This window comes from Craurococcus roseus (genome assembly GCF_039523795.1).
In the GTDB taxonomy this organism is placed as follows: Bacteria; Pseudomonadota; Alphaproteobacteria; order Acetobacterales; family Acetobacteraceae; genus Craurococcus; species Craurococcus roseus.
The window spans coordinates 70961-94160 of record NZ_BAAAFZ010000019.1 but is presented as its reverse complement, the minus strand read 5'-3'; the positions used below and the strand labels follow the sequence as shown (position 1 = coordinate 94160).

At 72.9% G+C, this 23200-nt stretch carries 20 protein-coding genes and 4 tRNA genes; 12 read left to right on the top strand and 12 right to left on the bottom strand.

The window, feature by feature from the left end:
• The 3 genes from ABD067_RS08860 to ABD067_RS08850 all read right to left on the bottom strand — a co-directional run.
• On the bottom strand, nt 1-184 hold a 184-nt coding region (locus ABD067_RS08860), incomplete at its 3' end, for a hypothetical protein (RefSeq protein WP_456305241.1).
• On the bottom strand, nt 184-1707 hold the full coding sequence (locus ABD067_RS08855; protein ID WP_343894877.1) for a TolC family outer membrane protein: 1524 nt from the start codon (nt 1705-1707) through the stop codon (nt 184-186). The genes ABD067_RS08855 and ABD067_RS08860, both read right to left, overlap by 1 nt.
• A gap of 322 nt (nt 1708-2029) precedes the next feature.
• A complete protein-coding gene (locus ABD067_RS08850) occupies nt 2030-2647 on the bottom strand; it encodes a protein-L-isoaspartate O-methyltransferase family protein (RefSeq protein WP_343894876.1) in 618 nt (205 codons plus the stop codon).
• Nucleotides 2648-2810: 163 nt separating this feature from the next.
• Here ABD067_RS08850 and ABD067_RS08845 point away from each other — a divergent pair.
• The 3 genes from ABD067_RS08845 to ABD067_RS08835 all read left to right on the top strand — a co-directional run bounded on the left by ABD067_RS08845 (nt 2811) and on the right by ABD067_RS08835 (nt 3530).
• Nucleotides 2811-2884: transfer RNA gene (locus tag ABD067_RS08845), tRNA-Cys, on the top strand.
• Nucleotides 2885-2949: 65 nt separating this feature from the next.
• A tRNA-Asn gene (locus ABD067_RS08840) sits at nt 2950-3024 on the top strand.
• 230 nt (nt 3025-3254) lie between these two features.
• Nucleotides 3255-3530, top strand: coding sequence for a hypothetical protein (locus tag ABD067_RS08835; protein ID WP_343894875.1), 276 nt, complete (start codon nt 3255-3257; stop codon nt 3528-3530).
• 122 nt (nt 3531-3652) lie between these two features.
• Here ABD067_RS08835 and ABD067_RS08830 read toward each other — a convergent pair whose 3' ends face one another.
• Nucleotides 3653-4303, bottom strand: coding sequence for a thiamine pyrophosphate-dependent enzyme (locus ABD067_RS08830; RefSeq protein ID WP_343894874.1), 651 nt, complete (start codon nt 4301-4303; stop codon nt 3653-3655).
• Nucleotides 4300-4863, bottom strand: a complete 564-nt coding sequence (locus tag ABD067_RS08825) for a decarboxylase (RefSeq protein ID WP_343894873.1) — start codon at nt 4861-4863, stop codon at nt 4300-4302. Before ABD067_RS08825 ends, ABD067_RS08830 begins: the two co-directional genes overlap by 4 nt.
• A 314-nt stretch (nt 4864-5177) precedes the next feature.
• Between ABD067_RS08825 and ABD067_RS08820 the strand changes: the two genes are divergently transcribed.
• The 3 genes from ABD067_RS08820 (at nt 5178) to ABD067_RS08810 (ending at nt 10203) form a co-directional block, all read left to right on the top strand.
• Complete coding sequence (locus ABD067_RS08820; RefSeq protein WP_343894872.1) at nt 5178-7571, top strand: hybrid sensor histidine kinase/response regulator; 2394 nt, start codon at nt 5178-5180, stop codon at nt 7569-7571.
• A 131-nt stretch (nt 7572-7702) separates the two neighbouring features.
• Entirely contained in the window at nt 7703-8509 is an 807-nt protein-coding gene (locus ABD067_RS08815) for a glucose 1-dehydrogenase (protein ID WP_343894871.1), read from the top strand.
• A gap of 53 nt (nt 8510-8562) precedes the next feature.
• Nucleotides 8563-10203, top strand: a complete 1641-nt coding sequence (locus tag ABD067_RS08810; protein WP_343894870.1) for a flavin-containing monooxygenase — start codon at nt 8563-8565, stop codon at nt 10201-10203.
• 32 nt (nt 10204-10235) lie between these two features.
• On the opposite strand, the gene ABD067_RS08805 is transcribed toward ABD067_RS08810, so the two are convergent.
• The 5 genes from ABD067_RS08805 to ABD067_RS08785 all read right to left on the bottom strand — a co-directional run bounded on the left by ABD067_RS08805 (nt 10236) and on the right by ABD067_RS08785 (nt 13415).
• Nucleotides 10236-12020, bottom strand: a complete 1785-nt coding sequence (locus ABD067_RS08805) for an L-lactate permease (protein ID WP_343894869.1) — start codon at nt 12018-12020, stop codon at nt 10236-10238.
• 267 nt (nt 12021-12287) lie between these two features.
• A tRNA-Arg gene (locus tag ABD067_RS08800) sits at nt 12288-12364 on the bottom strand.
• A 30-nt stretch (nt 12365-12394) separates the two neighbouring features.
• Nucleotides 12395-12715 carry an ETC complex I subunit gene (locus tag ABD067_RS08795; RefSeq protein ID WP_343894868.1) on the bottom strand — a complete coding sequence of 107 codons (321 nt, stop codon included), beginning with the start codon at nt 12713-12715 and terminating at the stop codon, nt 12395-12397.
• A gap of 44 nt (nt 12716-12759) precedes the next feature.
• A tRNA-Pro gene (locus tag ABD067_RS08790) sits at nt 12760-12833 on the bottom strand.
• Between the two features lie 66 nt (nt 12834-12899).
• On the bottom strand, nt 12900-13415 hold the full coding sequence (locus ABD067_RS08785) for a DUF192 domain-containing protein (RefSeq protein ID WP_343894867.1): 516 nt from the start codon (nt 13413-13415) through the stop codon (nt 12900-12902).
• A gap of 33 nt (nt 13416-13448) precedes the next feature.
• Between ABD067_RS08785 and ABD067_RS08780 the strand changes: the two genes are divergently transcribed.
• Nucleotides 13449-14357: an alpha/beta fold hydrolase gene (locus tag ABD067_RS08780; RefSeq protein WP_343894866.1), complete on the top strand. Its 909-nt coding sequence runs from the start codon at nt 13449-13451 to the stop codon at nt 14355-14357.
• Here the strand turns inward: ABD067_RS08780 and ABD067_RS08775 are convergent.
• Both ABD067_RS08775 and tpiA read right to left on the bottom strand, forming a co-directional pair.
• Nucleotides 14275-15498, bottom strand: a complete 1224-nt coding sequence (locus tag ABD067_RS08775; RefSeq protein ID WP_343894865.1) for an acetoin utilization protein AcuC — start codon at nt 15496-15498, stop codon at nt 14275-14277. The genes ABD067_RS08780 and ABD067_RS08775 overlap by 83 nt on opposite strands.
• A 1-nt stretch (nt 15499) precedes the next feature.
• A complete protein-coding gene (gene tpiA / locus ABD067_RS08770; protein ID WP_343894864.1) occupies nt 15500-16258 on the bottom strand; it encodes a triose-phosphate isomerase in 759 nt (252 codons plus the stop codon).
• A gap of 117 nt (nt 16259-16375) precedes the next feature.
• Between tpiA and ABD067_RS08765 the strand changes: the two genes are divergently transcribed.
• From ABD067_RS08765 to ABD067_RS08745, 5 genes are all read left to right on the top strand, one after another.
• Nucleotides 16376-18295: a peptidylprolyl isomerase gene (locus ABD067_RS08765; RefSeq protein WP_343894863.1), complete on the top strand. Its 1920-nt coding sequence runs from the start codon at nt 16376-16378 to the stop codon at nt 18293-18295.
• Nucleotides 18296-18337: 42 nt separating this feature from the next.
• The gene (gene trpE, locus ABD067_RS08760) at nt 18338-19849 is read left to right on the top strand and encodes an anthranilate synthase component I (RefSeq protein WP_343894862.1); all 1512 of its coding nucleotides are present in this window, start codon (nt 18338-18340) and stop codon (nt 19847-19849) included.
• Nucleotides 19849-21045, top strand: coding sequence for a class I SAM-dependent methyltransferase (locus ABD067_RS08755; protein ID WP_343894861.1), 1197 nt, complete (start codon nt 19849-19851; stop codon nt 21043-21045). The genes trpE and ABD067_RS08755 overlap by 1 nt, the downstream gene beginning before the upstream one ends.
• A 90-nt stretch (nt 21046-21135) precedes the next feature.
• Complete coding sequence (locus ABD067_RS08750) at nt 21136-22008, top strand: amidohydrolase family protein (RefSeq protein WP_343894860.1); 873 nt, start codon at nt 21136-21138, stop codon at nt 22006-22008.
• 50 nt (nt 22009-22058) lie between these two features.
• A complete protein-coding gene (locus ABD067_RS08745) occupies nt 22059-23093 on the top strand; it encodes an IS630 family transposase (RefSeq protein WP_343894859.1) in 1035 nt (344 codons plus the stop codon).
• Nucleotides 23094-23200: the final 107 nt, after the last annotated feature.

Here is a 23200-nt window from a genome sequence, read left to right as displayed (position 1 = left end):
GCGGCGAGCCGGTCGGGCCGCCGCCCCCGCCGGTCGGCTCGTCCTCGTTCAGGATGCGCCGGATGGAGGCCAGGATGTCCTCCATGCTGGGGTCGCCCGCCGCACCCGACTGCGGCTGCATCCCCGCCTGTTGCGGCGGCGGCGTGGTCGCCGGCGGCCGGTCCGGCGCGGGCTGTTCCGCCATCAGCGGCGCTCCGACGCCTGCGCGGCGCCGCCGCGGTTGGAGGACGACACGGGCTGGGCCGCCGCGTCCCGCGGCTCGGCGACGTTGGAATAGTCGCCGAGGCCCGCCCAGCGGTTGCGTACGGCGTTGTAGTAGGCGCGCATATCGTAGGGTTCCACGTCCAAGCCGAGGTCCTGCGCCGTGAGCCGGCCGACGGCAGCGGCCAGGGTGTAGGATTGCAACACGGCGGTGGCCAGCGCCTGCACCAGGTTTGTGCGGTTTTGGAGCAGCTCCTGCTCCTGGTTCAGCACCTCCAGCGTCGTGCGGCTGCCCACGATCGCTTCCCGTTGCACGCCGTCGAGCGCGATCTCGGACGCCCGGATGGCGGCGCGCTGCGAGTCCACCTGGGCGCGCGAGCTCTGGTACTGCTCCCAGGCCTGCACGGCCTGCTGGGTGGCGGCGCGGCGCTGCTCGTCCACCGTTTGGCGGAATTGCTGCGCCTGCTGCCGCGCTTGCCGCACCAGCGCGTACTCGGCCCCGCCCTGGTAGAGCGGGACGGTGAGGTTGGCGGTGAGCTGCCCGCCGGTGATGCGGGTGTGCGGGCCGAACTGGTTGTCGTTGCGGAAAGCCTGGCCTTGCACGGAGAGCTGGGGCAGGAGCGCGGAGAGCTGGATGTCGACGTTGTCGCGGGCGCCGGCTTCGTCGAACAGCGCCGCCACGACGTTGGGGTTGTTGGAAGAAGCGATCTGCCCGGCTTCCTGCGCGGTGCGGACGGGCACCCGCAGCGGCTGCGGCGCCACCAAACGCTGCGGCGCGAAGCCGACCAAGCGTTGGAAGGCCGCCCGGCTGATCTGCAGGTTGCCTTCCGATTGGGTGCGGGCCGCGCGCGCGGCCGCCAAGCGGCTTTCCGCCTGGGCCACGTCCGTGCGCGTGATCTCGCCCACGCGGAATCGCTCGCTGGTGGCGCGGAGCTGCTCGGTGAGCACCTGCTCGTTGTTGATGTTGAGCCGCAGCAGTTCCTGGTCGCGGATGACGTTGACGTAGGCCTCGATCGTCTGCTGCAGGACCTGCTGCTCGGTTTGCAGCAGGCGCGCGCGCTGGGCCAGCACCTGGTTCTCGGCGCGCCGCGTCCCGGCGACGGTGCGGCCGCCCCGGAACACCGGCTGGGTGATGACGATGCTGTTCTGCGCCGTGCTGCGCTCGATGTGGGTGGTGTTGGGCGCGACCGGGGGCTGCCGGAAGAAGGTACGCCGCTCGACGAGGTCGTAGTCGCCCTGGAGCGCCCGGGAACGGGAGTCCGTGACGCCGACGGCGGACGTGATCGACACGGTGGGCCGCCAACCGGCGAGTGCCTGGGGCACGTTCTCGTCCACCGAGCGGAGCTGGGCGCGCGCCGCCAGCAGCGTGGGGTTGTTGGAATAGGCTTGCGCGAGCGCTTCGGACAGGGACTGCGCGCACGCGGGCTGCTGCGCCACGGCGACGAGGCCGGGAACCGCCAGCGCGAGCGCGAGGGTTCGGGGCGTGGCGTGGCGGCGGAGAGTCATAGTGGCCCGGTCCTTCCATCGCGGCATGGCCGCCGCGTCCCGAAATCGGACGCCGCCTGCGTCACGGCGTCGGCCTGGCCGGGGACCGACACGCCCCCCGGCGCGCCCGTCCGCCCCGTCCCGCGGCGCCCCCCATGCGCGGGCGCGCGGCGGACACCAGGGCGCCCGGCGCGGCGCTGGCACCATAGCCGGATTCGGCCCCGTGCCAATGCGGCACTTCGCGCTCCGTGCGCACCGAACCGGACCGTGTTCCCGGCAACACTGCCCGGCGGCGAACGGGCCCCCACCCGCGCGGAGGAGCCCCGTTCCGCCCCGGCGGCCCTCAGAACACGAAGCGCGCCGGCGCCGCGAAGCCCGGCAAGGCGGACACCGCGCAATCGAAGACCGGCGACACGGTGAAGGCGCCGCCGATGCGCCGCCCCAGCACCGCCACCCCGTTCCGCCGCCCCGCCCCGACCACCGTGGCGAGCCTGCCGCCTTCGGCGAGCAGGCCGGAAACGGCTTCCGGCACGGCGGGGACCTCGCCCTCGACCAGCACAGCGTCGAAGGCCGCGCCGTCGGACGGGAGGCGGTCCGTCAGGTGGATCGCGGCGGGCGGCAGGCATTCCGCGAACGCCTCGCGGGCGATGGCCGCGAGCGCCCCGTCCTCCTCCACCGCCGTCACGGCGGCCCCAATGCGGGCCAGCACGGCCGCGCCGTACCCGGTGCCGGCGCCCACCACCAGCACGCGCTCGCCGGGCCGGGCTTCGAGGAGCTGCACCAGCCGCGCGATCACCATGGGCTCCATCATCGCCCGCCCGCCGGGCAACGCCACGTCCTCGTCCACGTAGGCCCGCGCGCGCAGCGCCGGCGGCAGGAAACGCTCGCGGGGAAGGTCGCGCACCGCTTCCAGCAGGCGGGGGTCGTTCACCTTGTTGGGGCGGAGCTGCCCGTCGACCATGCGCCTGCGCGCATCCGCGTAATCCATCAAGCAGAGCCCATCGGCAGACACCTTCGCAAGCCGCGGGCTTAATAGGCGCCGCGTCCGGCGCGCGCCAGCCGGCGCCGGGCCGGCTTGACCGGGCCTGTGCCCCGCCCGATACAGTGCCCCGCCGCCGCCGCGCGGTCCGGTGGCCGAGTGGTCAGGCTAGGGACTGCAAATCCCTCCACGGCGGTTCGATTCCGCCCCGGACCTCCAGCGCGGGAGCGGCGGGGCTTCCGCCCGTGGCCGGGCCTTGCTATAGGCGCGTCCTCCGTGGCTGATCCGGCGTGGCGCAGCGGTAGCGCAGCGGACTGTTAATCCGTTGGTCGTTGGTTCGAATCCAACCGCCGGAGCCATCGTTGCCAAGCACGCGCCGCCAAGCACGCGCCGGCCGCTCCCCACACGTCCGAAGCATGCCTCGAAGGGTGCGGCCTCCGTCCTCGTCCCCCCGGCCGTTGCAGCTCTGGTTTCGACGGCATTGCTGATCGCCCAAGGCGATATTATGTTTGCAAAATAGATACGGTTTGGGGTTAGTTGTTCCGGACGCGCCCCGTTCCCCCCCAGGCGCGTCGCCCCGAGGATCGTGATGAGCGCCACTGTTCCCGACACCACCGCGGACGGACCCGTGGTACGCACGTCGGCGCGCCGCCGCCCCTGGCCGTGCTTGGCCCTCAGCTTTGGCGCTGCCGCGCTCGAGGTCCGAGGGAAGACGCTGTTCCTGCGCCTGGCGGGGGCGGAGATCTACGTTTGCACCGCCGAACTGTCCGACTGGTGGACGTTGCGCGAGCCAGGTTGCTTCGAGGCCGCGGCGGGGAGGCTGCGCCTGAGCGCGGCCAAGGCAACGGCAGCGCACGACCCTTGAAAGCCGCCCGGCCGGGCCGGACCGGTGCCTCGGCGTCGCTTCGTTCCCCTCGGCGATTCCCGCCCCCACCGGGAGCGCGAGGCGCGCACGACCTGCCTGCCGCCCGGGCGCACTCGCCGGGCTCACCCCGGCAAGGCCGAGCGCTTTGCCCCCAATCCGCGCATGAAGCGGTCTCGGATCTGCGCGGGATCGCGCTCGGTTTGCCCGGCCGGCGGCCGGTCGTCGAGTTTGAGGCCGACGACGTGCGGACCGTCCGCGGCGAGGCAATGGTTTAGCATGCGCTCGAATTCCGCCTCGTCGGCCGCCCAGGCCGCGCCGGCGAGGCCGCAGCCGCGGGCCACTGCCATGAAGTCCGCGCCGGCCGCTACCGCCGGCGTGGGCTGGCCGCCGGTGATCTGGTAGGCGCCGTTGTCGAACACCAGGATCGCCAGGTTGCGCGGCGCCTGGCTCGCCACCGTGGCCAAGCAGCCGAGTTGCATGAGCAACGACCCGTCGCCCTCCAGCGCGAACACCCGGCGCCCGGGCTGCGCCAGCGCCACGCCGAGCGCTATCGGCACGGCCAAGCCCATGCTGCCGAGCATGTAGAAGTTCTGCGGCCTGTGCCCGGCCGCCCAAAGGTCGAAATTCGTGTTGCCGATGCCGCCGACGACGGCCTCGCCCCGGGTGAGCCGGGCGGAAAGGCGGCGCATCAGGTCGGCGCGGTGCATGCGCCGCGCGTTGTGGGCGCCGGTGGCGGTGCCGCCGGTCCCGGGCACGGCCGTGCTCACGCTCACGCGTCAGCCTGCCGCGCGGGCGCCTTCCCGCCGGTGAGCAGCGGCGACAGGATCAGCGCCGCCGGCTGCTGCGTCGCCACGGCTTGCTTGATCGCGCGGTCGCAAACGAAGCCGCATTCGTCGAGGCGGGTGATGGTGTGGTGCTCCATGCCGAGCGCCTCCAGGACCGGGCGCATGGTGCGCCACACCATGGCTTGGCCGAGGTTGAACTCGCCGAGCGTCCCCCGCTCGCTGACCACGAGCAGCACCGGGATCTGGAAGGCGCACGGCAGGGAGGCGAGCACGTTGGCCAGGGTGGCGAAGCCGCTGGTCTGCATCAGCACGGCGCCCCGCACCCCCGCCATGCAGCCGCCGGCGACGATGCCCACCGCCTCCTCCTCCCGCGCCGCGGGGAAGGCCGTGAAGAAGGGATCGGCGTGGACGGCCGCGATCAACGGCTTGAGCACGTTGTCCGGGACGTAAGGGATCAGGCGGACCTCGTTCGCCTTGAAGGCTTCGACGACGGTTTCGTGCCACGCGGCACGCGGCGGCGCGTCCGCGCTCCCGGCACTGGGCGTCATGGGGTGCCTTCCTCCGGTTGCGGCCCGTTGCCGCAGGGCCTCCGGCCCGAGGATAGCCGGGCAAGTCCGCGCGGCAAGCGCAGCGGCCGGGGGCGGCGGCCCGCCGCCCCCGGCCGCGGAATGCGGTGGGCACCCGCGCGGGCATCTGTTACTTCCGGAGGGACAGGGACGGCGCGTCGGCAGGGCCGCGCTTGGCCAGGCCGGCGTGAACGGTTGGGGAGTCGTGCGGCGATGGGTTGGCGTGCGGTCCCGGGGCGGATGGGACGTGGAGGAGAACGCGCCTGCGCGGCACGCCGGCCGGGGTTTGGCCGGGCGTGAGCCCGCAGGACGTCCCCGGGCGGGGCGCCGCCGCGCCGGCCGAGGGCACGGCCGGCAACGACCCGCGGTTCCGCCGGATCGCGGACCAAGCGCCGATCGTCCTGTGGACGACGGACCCCACGGGTGCCTGCACCTACCTCAACCGTGCTTGGTACGCTTACACCGGCCAGAGCGAAGCCGAGGCGCTGGGCTTCGGTTGGCTCGACGCCGTCCACCCGGACGACCGGGACGAGGCGGAACGGGTGTTCCGCGCGGCGAACGCCGCCCGCGGCCCGTTCCGGACGGAGTACCGGCTGCGGCGCGCGGACGGCGTGTACCGTTGGGCGATCGACCTCGCCCGGCCGCGCTTCGGCGCGGACGGCGAATTCCTGGGCTTGGTCGGTTCGGTGATCGACATCCACGTCCGGCGTCAGGCGGAGGAGCGGCTGCGGCACAGCGAAGCGCGGCTCATGGCCGTGTTCGAGACCGTCCCGGTCGGAATCCTGATCTCCGAAGCGCCCTCGGGCCGCATCGTCGCCGGCAATCCCCAGATCGAGCGCATCCTGGGCCACCCGGTCATCAACTCGCCCGACGTCGCGTCCTACGGGGAGTGGGTGGCGTTCCACGCGGACGGGCGGCGGGTGGAAGGGCACGAGTACCCGCTCGCGCGCATCCTGGCTTCGGGCGAGCCCGCGGAAGGCGAGTACCACTACCAGCGCGGCGACGGCGCCAGGATCTGGATACGGGCCATCGGGACCCCGATCCGCGACGCGGAAACCGGCGGCGTGGCCGGGAGCGTCGTCGCGGTGCTCGACGTCGAGCGGGAGAAGCTCGCCGAACAGGAGCTCCGGCGGTTCACCGGCAAGCTGGAGGTGGAGGTCGGGGAGCGCACGCGCGAACGCGACCGGATTTGGCGCAACTCGCGCGACCTGCTGCTGGTCGTGGCGCTGAACGGCGTCATCCGCGCGGTCAACCCGGCCTGGAAGGCGACGCTCGGCTACGCCGAGGAGGAGCTGGTCGGGCAAGGCTTCGAACGCTTCATCGTCCAGGAGGACCTGGAGCCGAGCCGTTCGGCGATGGAGCGGGCCCTGCGCGAGGGGCTGCCGCACTTTGAGAACCGCTACGTCCACCGCGACGGCTCCATCCGCTGGCTGTCGTGGACGGCGGCCCGGGAGGGCGACAGCCTTTACTGCATCGCCCGCGACGTCACCGCGGACAAGGCGCGCGAGGCCGAGCTGGAAGCGGCGCAGGAGCAGCTCCGGCAGTCGCAGAAGATGGAGGCGGTGGGCCAGCTCACCGGGGGCATCGCGCACGACTTCAACAACCTTCTCCAGGTGGTGCTCGGCAATCTGGAGATCCTCCGCCGGAACCTGCCGGAGGACGCCGCCAAGCTGCGGCGTTCGGCCGAGAACGCCATGAACGGCGCGCGGCGCGCGGCGGCGCTGACGGCCCGGCTGCTGGCCTTTTCGCGCCGCCAGCCGCTCGCGCCGCGGCCGGTGGACGTGAACGGGCTGGTGGCCGGGATGTCGGAGCTCCTCGGGCGCACCTTGGGCGAGACGATCCGGCTGGAGACTTTGCTGTCGGAAGACCTTTGGCGGGCCGAGGCCGACCCCAACCAGCTCGAAAACGCCATGCTCAACCTCGCGGTGAACGCGCGCGACGCGATGCCGGGCGGCGGCCGCCTCACGATCGAGACCGCCAACGCCCGGCTCGACCGCGCCTACGCGGCGCGCAACGACGGCGTGAAGCCGGGCCAGTACGTCTCCATAGCGGTGTCCGACACCGGGAGCGGCATGGACAAGTCGATCGCGGACCGGGTGTTCGAGCCGTTCTTCACCACCAAGGAAGTCGGCAAGGGCACCGGCCTGGGGCTCAGCCAGGTCTACGGCTTCGTCACGCAGTCGGGCGGGCACGTGACGCTCTACTCGGAGCCCGGCCTGGGCACGAGCGTGAGGCTCTACCTGCCGCGTTCCGTGGACGACGCGGCGGAGGGCGAGCAGGGCGGCGAGGCGCCGGCGGCGCCGACGGCGTCCCGCGCCGAAACCGTGCTCGTGGTGGAGGACAGCGCCGAGGTGCGCGCCTACTCCGCCGAGGTGCTGCGCGAGCTCGGCTACCGCGTGCTGGAGGCCGCCGACGGGCCGGCGGCACTCGCCCTGCTGGAGCGCCCGGGCCGTACGCTGCGCGTGGACCTGCTGTTCACCGACGTGATCCTGCCGGGCGGCATGACGGGTCCACACCTCGCGGAGCGGGCGCGGGCGCTGCGGCCCGGGCTCAAGGTGCTCTTCACCACGGGCTACGCGCAGGGCGCGGCGCAGCGCGCGGGGTGGCTCCCGGCCGGCTCGGAGGTGATCACCAAGCCCTTCACCTACGCCGACCTGGCGGCCCGGACCCGCGCCGTGCTCGACGGTTGATCGCCCACCCTGCGGACCCGCCTGAGGACCATGACTCGCACCTCGCCCCCGGCAGGGGCTGGAGGGCGCGCGAGGGTGGCCATCCTCGCCCGCGGGCGTAGTCTCGCCGGACAGGGAGGAGAAAGGCATCCATGGACTTCAAGGGCAAGGTCGCGGTCGTGACCGGCGGGGCCGGCGGCATCGGGCGCGCCGCATGCGTCGCCTTCGCGCGGCATGGCGCGCGAGTCGTCGTGGTGGACCGCGAGGCGCCCGGCGGCGAGGAAACGGCGAGGCTCGCGCGGGAAGCCGGCGGCGAAGCGCGCTTCGTCCGGGCCGACGTGACGAAATCGGCCGAGGTCCGGGGCTACGTGGAGACGGCGCTCGACGCCTACGGTGGCATCCATTGCTTCTTCAACAACGCCGGCATCGAGGGGAAGCTCCGCCCCACCGCCGAGTACGACGAGGAGATGTTCGACGCCGTGGTCGCGGTGAACCTGAAAGGGGTGTTCCTCGGCCTCCGCCACGTGTTGCCGGTGATGGTGCGCCAAGGCGGCGGTTCGGTCGTCAACACCGCATCCACCGCCGGCCTCGCCGGGTCGCAAGGCCTCTGCGCCTACGTGGCCTCCAAGCACGGCGTCGTCGGGCTCACCCGGACCGCCGCCAGCGAGTACGGCCGTGCCGGCATCCGGGTGAACGCGGTGTGCCCGGGCCCCACCGACACGCGGATGATCCGCTCGTTGGAGGAGCAGTCGGCGCCCGGCGGCAGCAACAGCGTGCGGGAGCGGTACCTTTCCGGCATCCCGGTCGGCCGTTACGCCACGCCCGAGGAAATCGCCAGCCTCGTCCTGTTCCTCAGCTCCGACCTCGCCGGCAGCATCACCGGCGGGCAGTACCTGATCGACGGCGGGCGTTTGGCGAGCCCGGTGGCGCTGGGCAGCCTCGCCGCCGCCGGCGGTTAGCGGCCCGGCCCGGGAGCGCCTATAAGCGACGGAAACGGGAGAGAACGAGGGCGATGGACGGTTTCGCATCGCAACCAAAGGCCGCGGCCGGGCGGTCCGGCGTGTACGACGCGCTGATCGTCGGCGCCGGCTTTTCCGGCCTGTACCAGCTCCTCCGCCTGCGCGACCGGCTCGGCCTGGCGGCGCTGGTGCTGGAGGCGGGCGACGGGGTCGGGGGCACCTGGTACTGGAACCGCTACCCCGGGGCGCGCTGCGACTCCGAGAGCCACTCCTACTCATACTACTTCTCGGAAGAATTGCTGCGCGACTGGGAGTGGTCGGAGCGCTACCCGGAACAGCCGGAGATCCTGCGCTACCTCAACCACGTCGCCGACCGCTTCGACCTCCGGCGCGACATCCGGTTCGGGACGCGCGTTTCCGCGGCGCGCCACGACGAGGCGGAGAACCTCTGGCGCGTGACGACGGAAGCCGGGGAGAGCTTCGCGGCGCGGTTCCTGATCACCGCCGTCGGCTGCCTGTCCACGGCGAACGTGCCGAACATCCCCGGCCTCGATGAATTCAAGGGCGAGTGGTACCACACCGGGCAGTGGCCGCACGGCGGCGTCGACTTCACCGGAAAGCGCGTCGGGCAGATCGGCACCGGCTCCACGGGCATCCAGGCGGCGCCGGTGATCGCGGCGCAGGCCGCGCACCTCACCGTGTTCCAGCGGACGGCCAACTACAGCGTGCCCGCCCGCAACGCGCCTTTGTCGCCGGACTTCCTGCGCTGGTCCAAGGAGAACCACGCCGAGATCCGGCGGGTGATGCACTCGACCACCAACGGCCACCCTTTCACCATCTCGGAGCGTTCGGCGCTGGACGCCACGCCGGAGGAGCGTTTGTCGGCCTACGAGGCGGCCTGGGAGAAGGGAGGGCTGCAATTCCGCGCGGCGTTCCGGGACATCCTGACCGACAAGGCGGCGAACGACACGGCCGCCGAGTTCATCCGCGCGAAGATCCGCGAGATCGTCAAGGACCCGGAAACGGCGGCCAAGCTGACCGCCTTCGACCACCCCTTCGCGGCCAAGCGCCCGCCGATCGACACCGAGTACTTCGAGACCTTCAACCGCCCGAACGTCTCGCTGGTGGACGTGCGCGCCTCGCCGATCGAGCGGATCACGCCGCGCGGGATCGAGACGCGTGACGCGGAGCACGAGCTGGACGTCATCGTCTTCGCCACCGGCTTCGACGCCATGACCGGCCCCCTCCTGAACATCGACATCCGCGGGCGCGGCGGCCTCCGGCTCAAGGACGCCTGGGCAGCGGGGCCGCGCACCTACCTCGGCCTGGGCGTCCCGGGCTTCCCGAACCTCTTCACCGTCACCGGGCCGGGCAGCCCTTCCGTGCTGTGCAACATGCCGGTGGCGATCGAGCAGCACGTGGAGTGGATCACGGGCTGCATCGAGCATATGCGGAAGCGCGGCCTGGGACTCATCGAAGCCGAAGCCGACGCGGCGGACAGGTGGGTGGAGCACGTCAACGAGGCCGCCGACGCCACCCTGCTGCCGCAGGCGTCGAGTTCGTGGTACCTCGGCGCGAACGTGCCGGGGAAGCCGCGCGTCTTCATGCCCTACGCGGGCGGCATGGCGTGGTACCGCGGCATCTGCGAGGACGTGGCGGCGAAGGGCTACGAAGGCTTCGCGCTCGCCGACTGACCTGTTGTGCGCGGCGGCTCCTGCCGCCCGCTTCAGCGGGCGCCGAGGGCGGCGGCAGCGGGACGGGCGGCCTGGCCGCGGTTGAAGGCCATGGCGACCAGGACGGCGCCGGCCCAGACCACGGCTGCCAGCCACCAGGCGTTCACGCCGCCCTTGATCAACGCGGTGCCGATGAGGCCGGCCTGGACGACGTAGTAGGCCATCGGGATCAAGGTCCTGCGGATGATCTCGCCCTCGCGGTCCACCAGCCCGACGGTGGCCGAGGCGGCCACGACATTGTGGACGCAGATCATGTTGCCGGCGGCGCCGCCGACCGCCTGGAGCGCCACGACCAAGCCAGCGCCCGCGGCGCCCAGCCCGATCTGCTCCGCGGTCGAGAACTGGAACAGCGAGAACATCATGTTGCTGATCGTGTTGGAGCCCGCGATGAAGGCGCCCATCGCGCCGATCAGCGGGGCGAACAGCGGCCAGGAGGCGCCGGCGACGGCGGAAACGCCCTGGGCGAGCACGATCGGCATGCTGGCGTAGCTGCCCGAGGCCGAGTTGAGGAACACCTGCACCATCGGCACGGCCAGCATAAGCGCCGGCGCGGCCGCCAGCATCGTCGTGCCCGACGCGCGCACCGCGTTCGCGTACTCCCGCGCCGACATGCGGTGGTAGAAGTAGGTGATCGCCGACGCGAGGATCAGGATCGTGCCCGGCAGGTAGAGGGGCTGGACGCTGGCGTTGATCCCGGAGCCGAACAGGTCGCGGAAGGCGAGGGTCATGCCGGGCGAGGTCAGCCAAGCCTTGAGCGGGTCGACCGTCCGCGTGGCGATCAGCAGCAGGACGACGATCACGTAGGGCGCCCAGGCCTTCAAAAGCGGCATGGCGGGGGCGTCGGTCCGGTCGTCCTCGAGGTCGTCGAGCTTGCCGACCCAGGCCTGGTCCCAAGCCGCCCGGGGCGGGAAGTCGAACCGGTCGGCGGGGACGAACCAGCCGCGCTGCGCCGCGGGCACGACGATCAGCAGGCCGAGGATGCCGCCGACCAGCGACGGGAATTCCGGGCCGAGCAGCGACGCGATCGCGTAGTAGGGGACGGTGAAGGCGAGGCCGGCGAACAGCGCGAACTGCCAACTGCGGAAGCCGTCGGCGAAGGAGCGGTTGGCGCCGAAGAACCGGGTCAGCATGCCGACCATGATCAACGGGATCAGGAAGCCGATCAGCGCGTGGATGAACGCGACGCTCGTCGCCACGCCGAGCAGGTACTCGTGAAACGGCACCGGCGCGATGGTGGCCTCGACCACCTGCTGGTTGGCGAGGCCCGTGCGCACCCCGACGAGTATCGGCGTGCCCACCGCGCCGAACGAGACCGGCGTGCTCTGGATGATCAGCGTGACCATCACCGCCGCCATGGCCGGGAATCCCACGGCGACCAGGAGCGGCGCCGCGATCGCCGCCGGCGTGCCGAAGCCGGACGCGCCCTCGATCAGCGAACCGAACAGCCACGCGATGATGATCACCTGGACGCGCCGGTCGGGCGAGACGCTGGTGAAGCCCCTCCTGATGGCCCGGATCGCCCCGCTTTCCTCGAGCGTGTAGAGGACGAGGATGGCGCCGAACACGATGTAGAGCAGGCTCACCGCCGTCACGAGGCCGTTGACGGAGGCGCCCAGGACCTTGGCGAGATCGGTCCCCCAGAGCAGGAGCGCGGTCAGCGCGGTCACGACGTAGGCCACCAGCATCGAGAACTTGGCCGACCGTTCGAGCACGACCAGCAGCACGAACACGGTTGCGATGGGGAGCAGCGCCAAGGCGAACTGCAGGACCGGGTTCATGCTCGTTCCTCTCCCTGTGTCGCTTCGCCGCTGACCGCGCGTCCCCAGCCCGCCGGTGGCGGCGTGGATGTAGATCAGCGGCAAATCCGACGGTCGAATGCGCCGGCGTAGCGTCCGCCGGCGCGGCCGGGTTCCGGGATGGGCGGGCGCGGCGGCACGGGCGCCTCGCGCCCCACTGGGCCGGGCGGCGCAGCATCTCTGGCGGATGTGGGGAGTCGGCGGCTCACGTCGGGGGCGTGCCGAAGGGGAAAGGGCCGCGGGCGGCGCTGGCGCGCCCTGTTGGATTCGAACCAACGACCTACGGATTAGAAATCCGTTGCTCTATCCTGCTGAGCTAAGGGCGCTGCCGGCCGCCATTGTCTGCCCGGCGGCGGTCAGTGCGTCCAGTTTTCCGTGCGGCCGTAGCGGAAATTCTCCGCGTAGGACTTGGGCCGGAAAACGACGGGTTTGGGCTGCTCCACCTCGTAGGCGATGCCGTTCGCTTCGGCGTAGGCCACGGCTTCTTCGCGAGAGTCGAAATGGAGGCGCACCTGGTTGTCGGTGTCGCCGGAGCCGACCCAGCCCATGAGCGGGTCGGGCTGTTGGCGCTCGGCGGGCACGAACTCCAGCACCCAGCCGCGGGCGCGGCCCTTGCCGGAGGTCATGGTGGAGCGGGGCGGGACGAAGATGCGGGCCGGCGGCCTGTCGGCGTTCATGCTGCTGTTCGGTGCCTCAGGTGGATGGCGTGCGGACCGTGGCATCGGGGCGGCGGGATTCGAACCCACGACCTCCTGTACCCAAAACAGGCGCGCTGCCAGGCTGCGCCACGCCCCGAACGGCAGGGAACCTATGGTTTCGGCAGCGCCGCGGCAAGGCTCGCCGGAGTCACGCCCGCCGGCGTCAGGGCGCGGTGCCGAAAATGCGGTGGAGCACGCGGTCGCCGACGCGGAGGTTCAGGCGCTCCGCCGTGCCGCCGGCCAGTTCCAGGGTGGCCCGCACCGGCCCGCGGCTGTCCACCGGGGCCAAGGAGTGCGGCACAGTCCGCTCGGCGATGCGGTGGACGCGGCCGTCGGCGGCGATGAACAGCATGTCGAGCGGCACCAGGGTGTTGCGCATCCACATGCTCGACTCGCGCGGGGCGCCCCAGTCGAACAGCATCCCCTCGTCCGGCCCGACCGCCTCGCGGAACATCAGCCCGACCGTCTGGTGCTCGGGGCTGACGGCCATCTCCACCTGGAACTCGTGCCGCGCGCCGTCGCGCGAAACGATGACGAGGCGCTCCTGCGGCAATTTGGGCTGGGGCCCGGTTTGGGCGCGGGCCTCGCCGCCCCCGGCGAGCAGGGCGGCGGCGGGCAAGGACGCTAGCGATCGGCGCATCATGCCGCGCACGATGCCACCCGCGGCCGCCGCGACCAAGCCGCCCCCTCCCCGATCGCGGCGCACGGGCGCATGATCGACGGCATGACCGCCGCCATCCGCACCGCCCGCACCCCGGTCCTCGACATCGCCTACGAGGAGGCCGGGCCGCCGGACGGGCCGCCGGTCGTGCTCCTGCACGGCTTCCCCTACGCGCCCCGGGCCTACGACGCGGTGGTGCCGATCCTGGCGACGGCCGGGCGGCGCTGCGTCGTGCCGTACCTGCGCGGCTACGGGCCGACGCGCTTCCTGTCCGCCGGCACGCCCCGCAGCGGCGAGCAGGCGGCGCTGGGCCAGGACCTGCTGCACCTGCTGGACGCCTTGTCCATCGGCCGCGCGGTGCTGGCCGGCTACGATTGGGGCGGGCGGGCCGCTTGTGTCGTGGCGGCGCTCTGGCCGGAGCGCTGCGCCGGCCTCGTGACCTGCACCGGCTACAACATCCAGGACATCGCCGCCGCCGCGCGCCCGCTCGACCCCGAGCAGGAACACCGGCTCTGGTACCAGTACTACTTCAACACCGAGCGCGGCCGGGCCGGGCTGGAGGCGGACCGGCGCGGCATCGCGCGGCTGCTCTGGCGGCTGTGGTCGCCGAACTGGGGCTTCGGCGAGGCCACATTCGAGGAAAGCGCGCGGGCCTTCGACAACCCGGATTTCGTGGACGTCGTCATCCACTCCTACCGCCACCGCTTCGGCTACGCCCCCGGCGACCCGGCGCTGGCGCAGGTAGAGGCGCGCTTGGCGGCGCAGCCCCGCGTCGGCGTGCCGACGATCGCGCCGCACGGCGCCGGCGACGGCGTCGGGCCGCTGGCGGCGTCCGAGCGCCACGCGCGGCACTTCTCCGGTCCCTACGAGCGCCGCGTCATTCCGCTGGCGGGGCACAACCTTCCGCAGGAAGCGCCGGAGGCCTTCGCGCGGGCCGTGCTGGACCTGTCTCCGGCGTGACGGCGCCCGGCGGCGGCGGCAGGTCGCGCACGGCGCCGGCGGCGAGGCGCTGCACCTCCGTCCGCACCACGCCCGGCCGCGGCGGGTCGCGCAAGGTGGTGAACCAGTGCTCCGGCGGGCTGCGGCCGGCGGAGCGGTCCCAGGACAGGCCGCGCTGCACCGCCTCGGCCGTCGGCGGCAGGCGCTCCGGGATCGCGTGGCCGTTGAGCGTGCCCCACACGCCCGCCCAGCAGCGCCCGACCGCCCACGGATTGTAGCCGCCGCCGCCCAGCACGACGAAGCGCGGCGACATCCCCATCAGCGCCCGCACCACGCCCCAATGGGCGTTGTTGGAAAGCGACAAGCGGGACAGCGGATCCTCCTCCAGCGCGTCGGCGCCGCACTGGAGCATGACCGCCTGCGGGTGCAGGTGGCGCGCGATGGGCAGCACCGCTTGATGCAGCAGCCACAGCATCTCGCTGTCGTTGAAGCCGGGCGGCACCGGCAGGTTGCGGGCGTGCCCGCCGGCGCGGTCCTCCACCCGGCCGGTGTGCGGCCAGCGTTCCTTCTCGTGGATGCTGAGCGTGAACACCCGCGGGTCGTCGCGGAAGGCGTCCTCGACGCCGTCGCCGTGGTGCGCGTCGATGTCCACGTACAGGAGGTTGTCGAGCCCGCCGTCCAGCCACGCGAGCAGGCCCAGCACGGCGTCGTTCAGGTAACAAAAGCCGCTGGCCCGCGCCGGTTGGCCGTGGTGGGTGCCGCCGCCGGGCACGTGGACGGTGCCGCCGCCGGCGAGCGTCAGCCGCGCCGCGAACGTGGTTCCGCCGGCGCCGGTGGCGGGCCGGGAGAAAACCTCGCGGAACACCGGATTGCCGTGCGCGCCGATGCCGAAGCGCTCGCGGTCGGCCGGGTCCGCCCGCCGCGTTTCCTCCGCGCGCCGGAGGGCGGCGATGTACTCGGGGTGGTGGAAGCGGGCGAGCGCGTCCGGCGTCGCGCGCGGGCTGTCGATGTACCGCGCCGGGTCGAGCCAGCCGAGCGCCCGGATCAGGTCGAGCGTGGTGGACACGCGCGGAATGGCGAGCGGGTGCTTCGGGCCGTAGGTGGAGCCGCGGTAGATCTCCGAGCCGATCAGCAGCGGCGCGGCGGCGGCAGGACCGCGCACCTCAGGCGGCAGCCGCCGCGGCGATGGCCAGGAAGTCGGCCGCGACCAGGCTCGCCCCGCCCACCAGGGCGCCGTCCACGTTCTCCAGCGCCAGGATCGCCTTGGCGTTGGCGGGCTTCACGGAGCCGCCGTAAAGGATGCGGAGCGTCCCGCCCGCCTCGCCGAACCGGGCGCGGAGCTTGGCCCGGATCGCGGCGTGGATGGCGGCGATGTCGGACTCGGTCGGCGTGCGGCCGGTGCCGATGGCCCAGACCGGCTCGTAGGCCACCACGCCGCCCGCCCCGGCGAATCCGTCGGGCAGGCTGCCGTCGAGCTGCCGCGTCACCACCGCCTCCGCCTCGCCGGCCAGCCGTTCCGCCTCGCTCTCGCCGACGCAGACTATCGGCACGAGGCCCGCCGCCATCGAGGCCTCCGCCTTGGCCAGCACCGCGGCGTCCCCTTCGCCGTGGTCGGCGCGGCGCTCGGAATGGCCGAGGATGACGAAGCGCGCCCCGGCGTCGCGCAGCATCGGCGCGGACACGTCGCCGGTGTGCGCGCCCTTGGCCGCCGCGTGGCAGTCCTGCCCCCCAACAGCGACCGCGCCGCCCTCCAGCGCCGCCGCGACCTCGCGGACCAGCGTCGCCGGCGGGCAGACCAGCAACTCGGCGCCCTTGGCAGCCCCAGCGCCACCGGCCACCGCGCGGGCCAGCGCCAAGCCGTCGTCGCGGAGGCCGTGCATCTTCCAGTTGCCGGCGATGAGCGGGCGGACTCCGGGGGTCATGGGCGGCGCTTTCTCCGAACCTTGCAGGCGTGCTCGCCCGCCGATAATCGCGGCGCGGCGGTTTGGCAACCATCGCCCCGTCGGCTAGAGACCGCGCCGGAAATCGCCCGGATCGCTATGCTCACCGCCCTCCGCCGCCTCTCCTCCACCTGGGTCGCCAAGGCGCTCTTCGTGCTGCTGGTCCTGTCCTTCGGCATCTGGGGGATCGGCGACACCGTGCGAAACCTCGGCCGGGACACGGCCCTCGCGCGAGTCAACGGCGAGCCCATTGAGACGGAGGAGGCGCAAGCGGCGCTGCGGCGCGAGATGCAGCGGCTGTCGCGCACCGTCGGCTCGCAATTCGAGAACGACCCGCGGGTGCGCCGTGCGCTGGCCGAACAGGCGGTGGACCAGCTCGTGCTCGACCGCGTGCTGCGGGCGGAAACGGCGCGGCTCGGCATCGCGGTGCCGGACCAAGCCCTGCGGGAATTCGTCTTCTCCCTGCCCGGCTTCCGCGGCCCGGCCGGCGGCGGCTTCTCCCGCGCCGCCTTCGACAACTTCCTGCGGTCCAACGGCCTGACGGAAGGGGAATTCCTGAACCTGGTCCGTGCCGACCTGGCGCGGCAACAGGTCTCGACCGCCGTGCGCGCTGGCGCGGCGGCGCCTTCCGTCCTGGCGCGGCGCCTTTACCAATGGCGGGACCAGCAGCGGGCGGCGACGGTGGTGTCCCTGCCCGCTTCGGCCGCGCCGGAGCCGCCCGCGCCGACCGAGGCGGCGCTGCGCCGATTCCACGAGAACAACCCGCAAATGTTCTCCTCGCCCGAACACCGCGAGGCCGCCGTCGCCGTGCTGACGGCCGAGATCATGGGCCGCGAGGTCGAGGTGTCCGACGCGGACATCGCCGCCGCCTACGAGCAGCGCCGCGCCTCCTTCGAAACGCCGGAGCGGCGGACGGTGGAGCAGGCGCTGTTCCAGGAGGAAGGGGCGGCGCGCCGCCTCTTCGAGGAGTGGTCGGCCGACCCGGAAACGCCGTTCTCCGTGGTCGCCTCCCGGACGGAGGCCGCCGGCGGGCAAGCGACCCAGCTCGGCACGGTGGAACGGGCCGTGCTGCCCCTGCCCGAGCTGGCCGAAGCGGCCTTTTCCCTCGCGCCCGGAAGCGTGTCCGCGCCGGTGAAGAGCCCGTTCGGGTGGCACGTCTTCAGGGTGACAGGCGTGGAGCCCGGGACCAGCCGCCCGCTGGAAGCCGTGCGAGACGAACTCCGGAACGCGCTGGCGCAGGAGCGCGCCGCCGACCTCGCCTTCGAACGGGCGAACCAAGTGGAGGACGCCTTGGCCGGCGGGGCGACGCTGGAAGAGGCCGCCAAGCGCTTCGGCCTCGGCTACGCCACGGTCCGCACCGACGCTTCGGGCAACGGCCCGGACGGCAAGCCGGTGGAGCTGCCGGTGATCCGGGACGCGCGCGAGCCTTTGCTGCGCGCAATCTTCGAGGCCGAGTCCGGCACAGCCCCGCGCCTCAAGGAGACCGAAGCCGGCTTCGTCGCGGTGGAATTGCGCGAGGTGTCGCCGCCCGCGCTCCGCCCCTTCGACGCCGTGGAGGACGAGGTCCGCCAAGCCTTCCTCGCCGACGCCCGCCGCCGCGCCCAGGAGGAACGGGCCGCCGCGCTGCTCGCCGCCACGCGCTCCGGCAAAAGCTTGGCCGAAGCGGCGCAGGAAGCGGGCCTCGGCTCGCGCGAGGTGGGCGCGATCACGCGGGCGGCGGCGCAGGGGCAAGACGCCCCGGGCGGCGGGGCCGTGCCGCCCGAGCTGCTGGCGCCGCTGTTCGAGCTCAAGCCCAAGGAAGCGACCATGGTGCCCACCCGCGACGGCTTCGTGGTGGCGCAGCTCCTCGAGGTGACGGAGCCCGACCCGGACGCCAACCCGGACGCCCTCGCCCGCCTCCGCGCCGAAGCCGGCCAAGCGGTCGCCGCCGACCTCGAAGCCCAGTACGTGGCCGCGCTCCGCAACCGCGCCGACGTGCGGATCAATCCGCGCCTAATGGACAGCCTTGCCCAACCCTGATCCCGGCGGCCGCCGCCGCGCCGCCGCGAGGACGCCGTGCCCATGACGACGCCACCTGCCCCCGACTACGCCGCCTTCGCCGAGAACTTCGCCGCCGGGCGCGGCCAGGTGCTGTGGCGCGAGCGGGTGGCGGACCTCGAAACGCCGGTCGGCGCCTTCCTGAAGCTCGCGGCCGGCCGGCCGAACAGCTTCCTGCTCGAAAGCGTGGAGGGCGGCTCGGCGCGCGGGCGCTACTCAGCCATCGGCTTCGACCCGGACCTGGTGTGGCGCTGCCGCGACGGGCGGGCGGAGGTGAACCGCCACGCCCTCGCCGCGCCGCACGCCTTCGAGCCGGAGGACGGCGGCGCGCTCGACAGCCTGCGGCGCATGGTGGCGGAGGTGCAGGCGCCGTTGCCGGCCGGGCTGCCGCCCATGGCGACCGGCCTGTTCGGCTACCTCGCCTACGACATGGTGCGGCTGATGGAGCGGTTGCCGGCCGACAAGCCGGACGTCCTCGGCATCCCGGACGCGGTGCTGGCGCGGCCCGGCATCGTCGCCGCCTTCGACCACGTCCGCGACGCCCTGACGCTCTGCGCCGCTGTCTGGCCCCATCCCGGCGCCGACCCGCGCGCCGCCTGGGACGCGGCGCAGGCGCGGCTGGACGAGGCCGAAGCGGCGCTGGACCGCCCCCTGCCCCGCCCGGCCGGGCCGGTGTCCCTGCCGCCCATGCCCGAGCCGAACAGCAACTTCACCGAAGCCGGCTTCGTTTCCGCGGTGGAGCGGGCCAAGGAGTACATCCGCGCCGGCGACTGCTTCCAGGTGGTGCCCTCGCAACGCTTCTCGGCGCCCTTCGCCCTGCCGCCTTTCGCGCTGTACCGGGCGTTGCGGCGGATCAACCCGGCGCCCTTCCTGTTCTTCTTCGATTACGGGGGCTTCGCCGCGGTGGGCGCCTCGCCCGAGATCCTGGTGCGTCTGCGCGACGACATGGTGACGATCCGGCCGCTCGCCGGCACCCGGCCGCGCGGCGCAACGCCGGAGGAGGACCGGGCGCTGGAAGCTGAGCTGCTCGCCGACCCCAAAGAGCGCGCCGAGCACCTGATGCTGCTCGACCTCGGCCGCAACGACGTCGGGCGCGTGGCGGCCATCGGCTCCATGCGCGTGCCGTCGCAATTCCAGGTGGAGCGCTACAGCCAAGTGATGCACATCGGCTCCGAGGTGCAGGGGCGGCTCCGCGACGGGCTGTCGGCGGTGGACGCGCTGATGGCCGGCTTCCCCGCCGGCACGCTGAGCGGCGCGCCCAAGGTGCGGGCGATGGAGATCATCGAGGAGCTGGAGCCGTCCCGGCGCGGCATCTACGCCGGCGGCTTCGGCTACTTCGGCGCGGACGGCGGCATGGACACCTGCATCGGGCTGCGCACCGCCTTGGTGAAGGACGGCGTCATGCACGTGCAGGCGGGCGCCGGCGTCGTGGCCGACAGCGATCCGCGCGCGGAATTCGAAGAAACGCGGCAAAAGGCGCGGGCGTTGTTCCGCGCGGCGGAGGAGGCGGTCCGCTTCGCGGCGGGCCGGCGGTGATGGCGACGTTCACGGGGAAGAAGCGCTACCTGTCCGAGAAGCAGCAGGAGAAAGGGGCGTTCCTCGCCGCGGCGCAGGAGTACGTCGGGAACCTCGGGAACAGCAGGGCTTGGCTGTACCGGAAGCCCTTCGACCCCTCGCCGCACAACCGCGAGTTCTTCGACGACCTTTACCCGGTGCTGGGGCTCATCCAGGCGATGCGGGTGCGCCCCGGCGGGCGCGTGCTCGACGTCGGCTGCGGGCCGGGCTGGACGGTGGAGATCCTGGCCGGCCTCGGCTACGACGTGGACGGCCTGGAGCCCGCGGCGGACATGATCGCCATAGCCGAGGAGCGGCTTTCCGGCTTCCTCCGCAACCACAAGGTCGAGCCGGCCCCGGTGGTGCGCTTCCACCAAGCCAGCCTGGAAGACCTGGACCTCGAGGACGGCACCTTCGACGGCATCCTGTGCCGCGCCTCGCTGCACCACGTCGTCGACGAGGAAGCGGGCCTGGCGCAGTGCCACCGGCTGCTGAAGCCCGGTGGCGTGCTCGGCATCAGCGAGGGCGCCTGGATACCCGGGCTGCGGGCAGCCGAAGCGTTGCTGGACGAGGAGATGCGTGAGTACGGCACGCTGGAGAACCCGTTCACGACGGAGTACCTCGACCACCTGCTGGAGCGGCACGGCTTCGGGAACGTCGAGCGCTACCACGGCGTTTTCGGCTTGGTGCCGGCGCGCCAAGGGGACGTCGCGGTGCGGACCTTCGCGGCGTGCCCGGCGGAGTTCAACAACACGCTCACCGCGAGGAAGCCCCTCCGGCTGCCCGACACCTCCGGCACCGGCGCCCGCACGGCGGCGGAGATCAGGGTGAAGGGCGCGACCTTCGACCCCGTGTCGCGCCAACTCCACGTGTCGGCATCCATCAGGAACACGGGCCAGACCGTGTGGCTTTCCCGCCCGGGGCAGCCCGGCCACGTGACCGCCACCCTCCGGCGCGGCCTGCCGGGAAGCCAAGACTTCCTGGAAACCGGGAAGCGCTTCCCGATGCCCAAGGACGTTTGGCCCGACGAGCAAGTGGACCTCTACATGCCGTTTTTCCTCCCGGACGACGCCGACTTCTCGGCGCCGTGGTTCCTGGACTTGGTGAGCGAGCAGGTGTTCTGGTTTTCGCTGCGCGGCACGGAAGCGGCCGAAGTCTCGACCGCGGCGACCGCTTAGGCGCTGGCCAGCGGCGCCTCGCTGCGCTGAGGTGCCGCCCGGCCGTGCCCCCGCCGACGGACGGCGGGGCCGCGGAGGAGGTCCGCCGCCATGACACGCCCCTGCCCCGGCCCGCGCGCGGTCACGAGCCCGCCGTCCTGGCGGGCACCGCCCGGCGCCGCCGACTGCCACTGCCACGTCTTCGGCCCCTACGGCCGCTACCCGCTCTCGCCCGGCCGGTCCTACACGCCGCCCGAGGCGTCGGTGGCGGCGTACCTGGACATGCTCGACGCCATCGGCCTGTGCCGCACGGTGATGGTGCAGCCGAGCGTCTACGGCACGGACAACGCCGCGACCCTGGACGCCGTCGAGCAGATCGGCCGCCACCGCGCCCGTGCCGTCGTGGTGGTCGACGACGGCGCCGACGCCGCGGAACTCGCCGCGATGGCGGCGCGGGGCGCCCGCGGCGTGCGCTTCAACGCCGTGAGCGGCAACGGCGCGCCCCTCGCGCAGCTCGAGCGCTTGGCGGAGCGGATCGCGCCGCTCGGCTGGCACGTCCAGCTCTACACCCACCCGGACGCCTTGCCGGGGCTGGAACCGGCGCTGCGCCGCCTGCCCGTGCCGTTGGTGCTGGACCACATGGGCGGCGTGAAGGCCGCGGCCGGCGGCGTGCAGCACCCCGGCTTCCGGGCGCTCCTCCGGTTGCTGGAAGGCGGACGCGCCTGGGTGAAGCTCAGCGGCTACCGTTCTTCCGCCGGCCCTCCCTACGCCGATGTGGCGCCCATGGCCCGCGCCCTGCTGTCGGCCGCGCCGGACCGCTGCGTGTGGGGCACCGATTGGCCGCACCCTTCCCTCCACGACCCGGCGGAGGTGCCGGACGACGGCGAACTCCTGGACGCCCTCGGCGCCTGGGCGCCCGACGGGGCGGTCCGGCGCGCGGTGCTGGTGCACAACCCGGCGCGGCTCTACGGCTTCCCTTATTGATCCGGCCTGGGCGGTCTTGAGGGCAAGTAGGGTCGTCCCAGGTCGCGGGCATGAAGCACGTGGACATGCGCAAGCTGCCGGCGGCGGCGCAAGAGGAACGCCGGCGGCAGGTGATCGGGCTGCGCCGAGCCGGCCAGACTTACGACGCCATCGCGGCGCAGGTCGGGCTGAGCCCGACCGGGGTGTTCGACATCTGCAAGCGCTTCGCCGAGCGGGGTCCGGCCGGGCTGGAGACCGGCCCGCGCGGGCCCGGGCCGGGGCATGGCCGGTTCCTCAATGCCGACCAGGAAGCGCAGGCGCGCGCCCTCATTCGGCGCCACACGCCCGACGAGCTGGGGCTGTCCTTCGCGCTCTGGAGCCGGGCGGCGGTCCGTGAGCTGCTTCTGCGGCGCTTCGGGGTGCGGCTGGCGGTCCGGACCACGGGCACCTACCTGGCGCGCTGGGGCTTCACCGCCCAGAAGCCGCTGCGGCGCGCCTACGAGCAGGACCCGGCCGCGGTCCGCCGCTGGCTCAGGCGGGACTACCCGGCCATCGCGGCCCGGGCCAAGGCGGAAGGCGGCACCATCTTCTGGGGCGACGAGACCGGGTTGCGGTCCGACGACGTGCGCGGCCGCGGCTACGCGCCCCGGGGCCGCACACCCGAGGTGCGGGTCAATCACAGGCGGGCCGGCCTCGGCCTCATCTCGGCCGTGACCAACCGGGGCGAGCTGCGCTGGATGGTGCTGGACGGCGCGATCAAGGCGCCGGGCCTGCTCCGCTTCCTCGCCCGCCTGGTCCGGGATGCCGACGGCAAGGTCTTCCTCATCCTCGACCGCCTGCCGGTCCACCGCTCGGCCAAGGTCCGCGCCTGGTTGGCCGGGCGCGAGGCCGAGATCGAGGTGTTCCACCTGCCCGGGTACAGCCCGGAGCCCAATCCGGACGAGGGCGTCAACGGTGACCTGAAGCGCGCTGTCACCCGCAGGGAGCCGGCGCGAAGCAAGGCGCAGCTCAAGCGCGCCGTGGTCGGGCACATGCGCAAGCTGTCGAAGCTACCCCACCGCGTCCGCAGCTTCTTCGGGCACGGGACCTTTCGCTACGCCGCTTGATCCAAGACCACCCAGGCCGGATCAATAACACGGGGATCGCTTGAAGGGCCGGGGTGATCCCGGCGGGGGTTGATGTCTGATTCATGGGAGCCTCAAGGGAGGCTGTC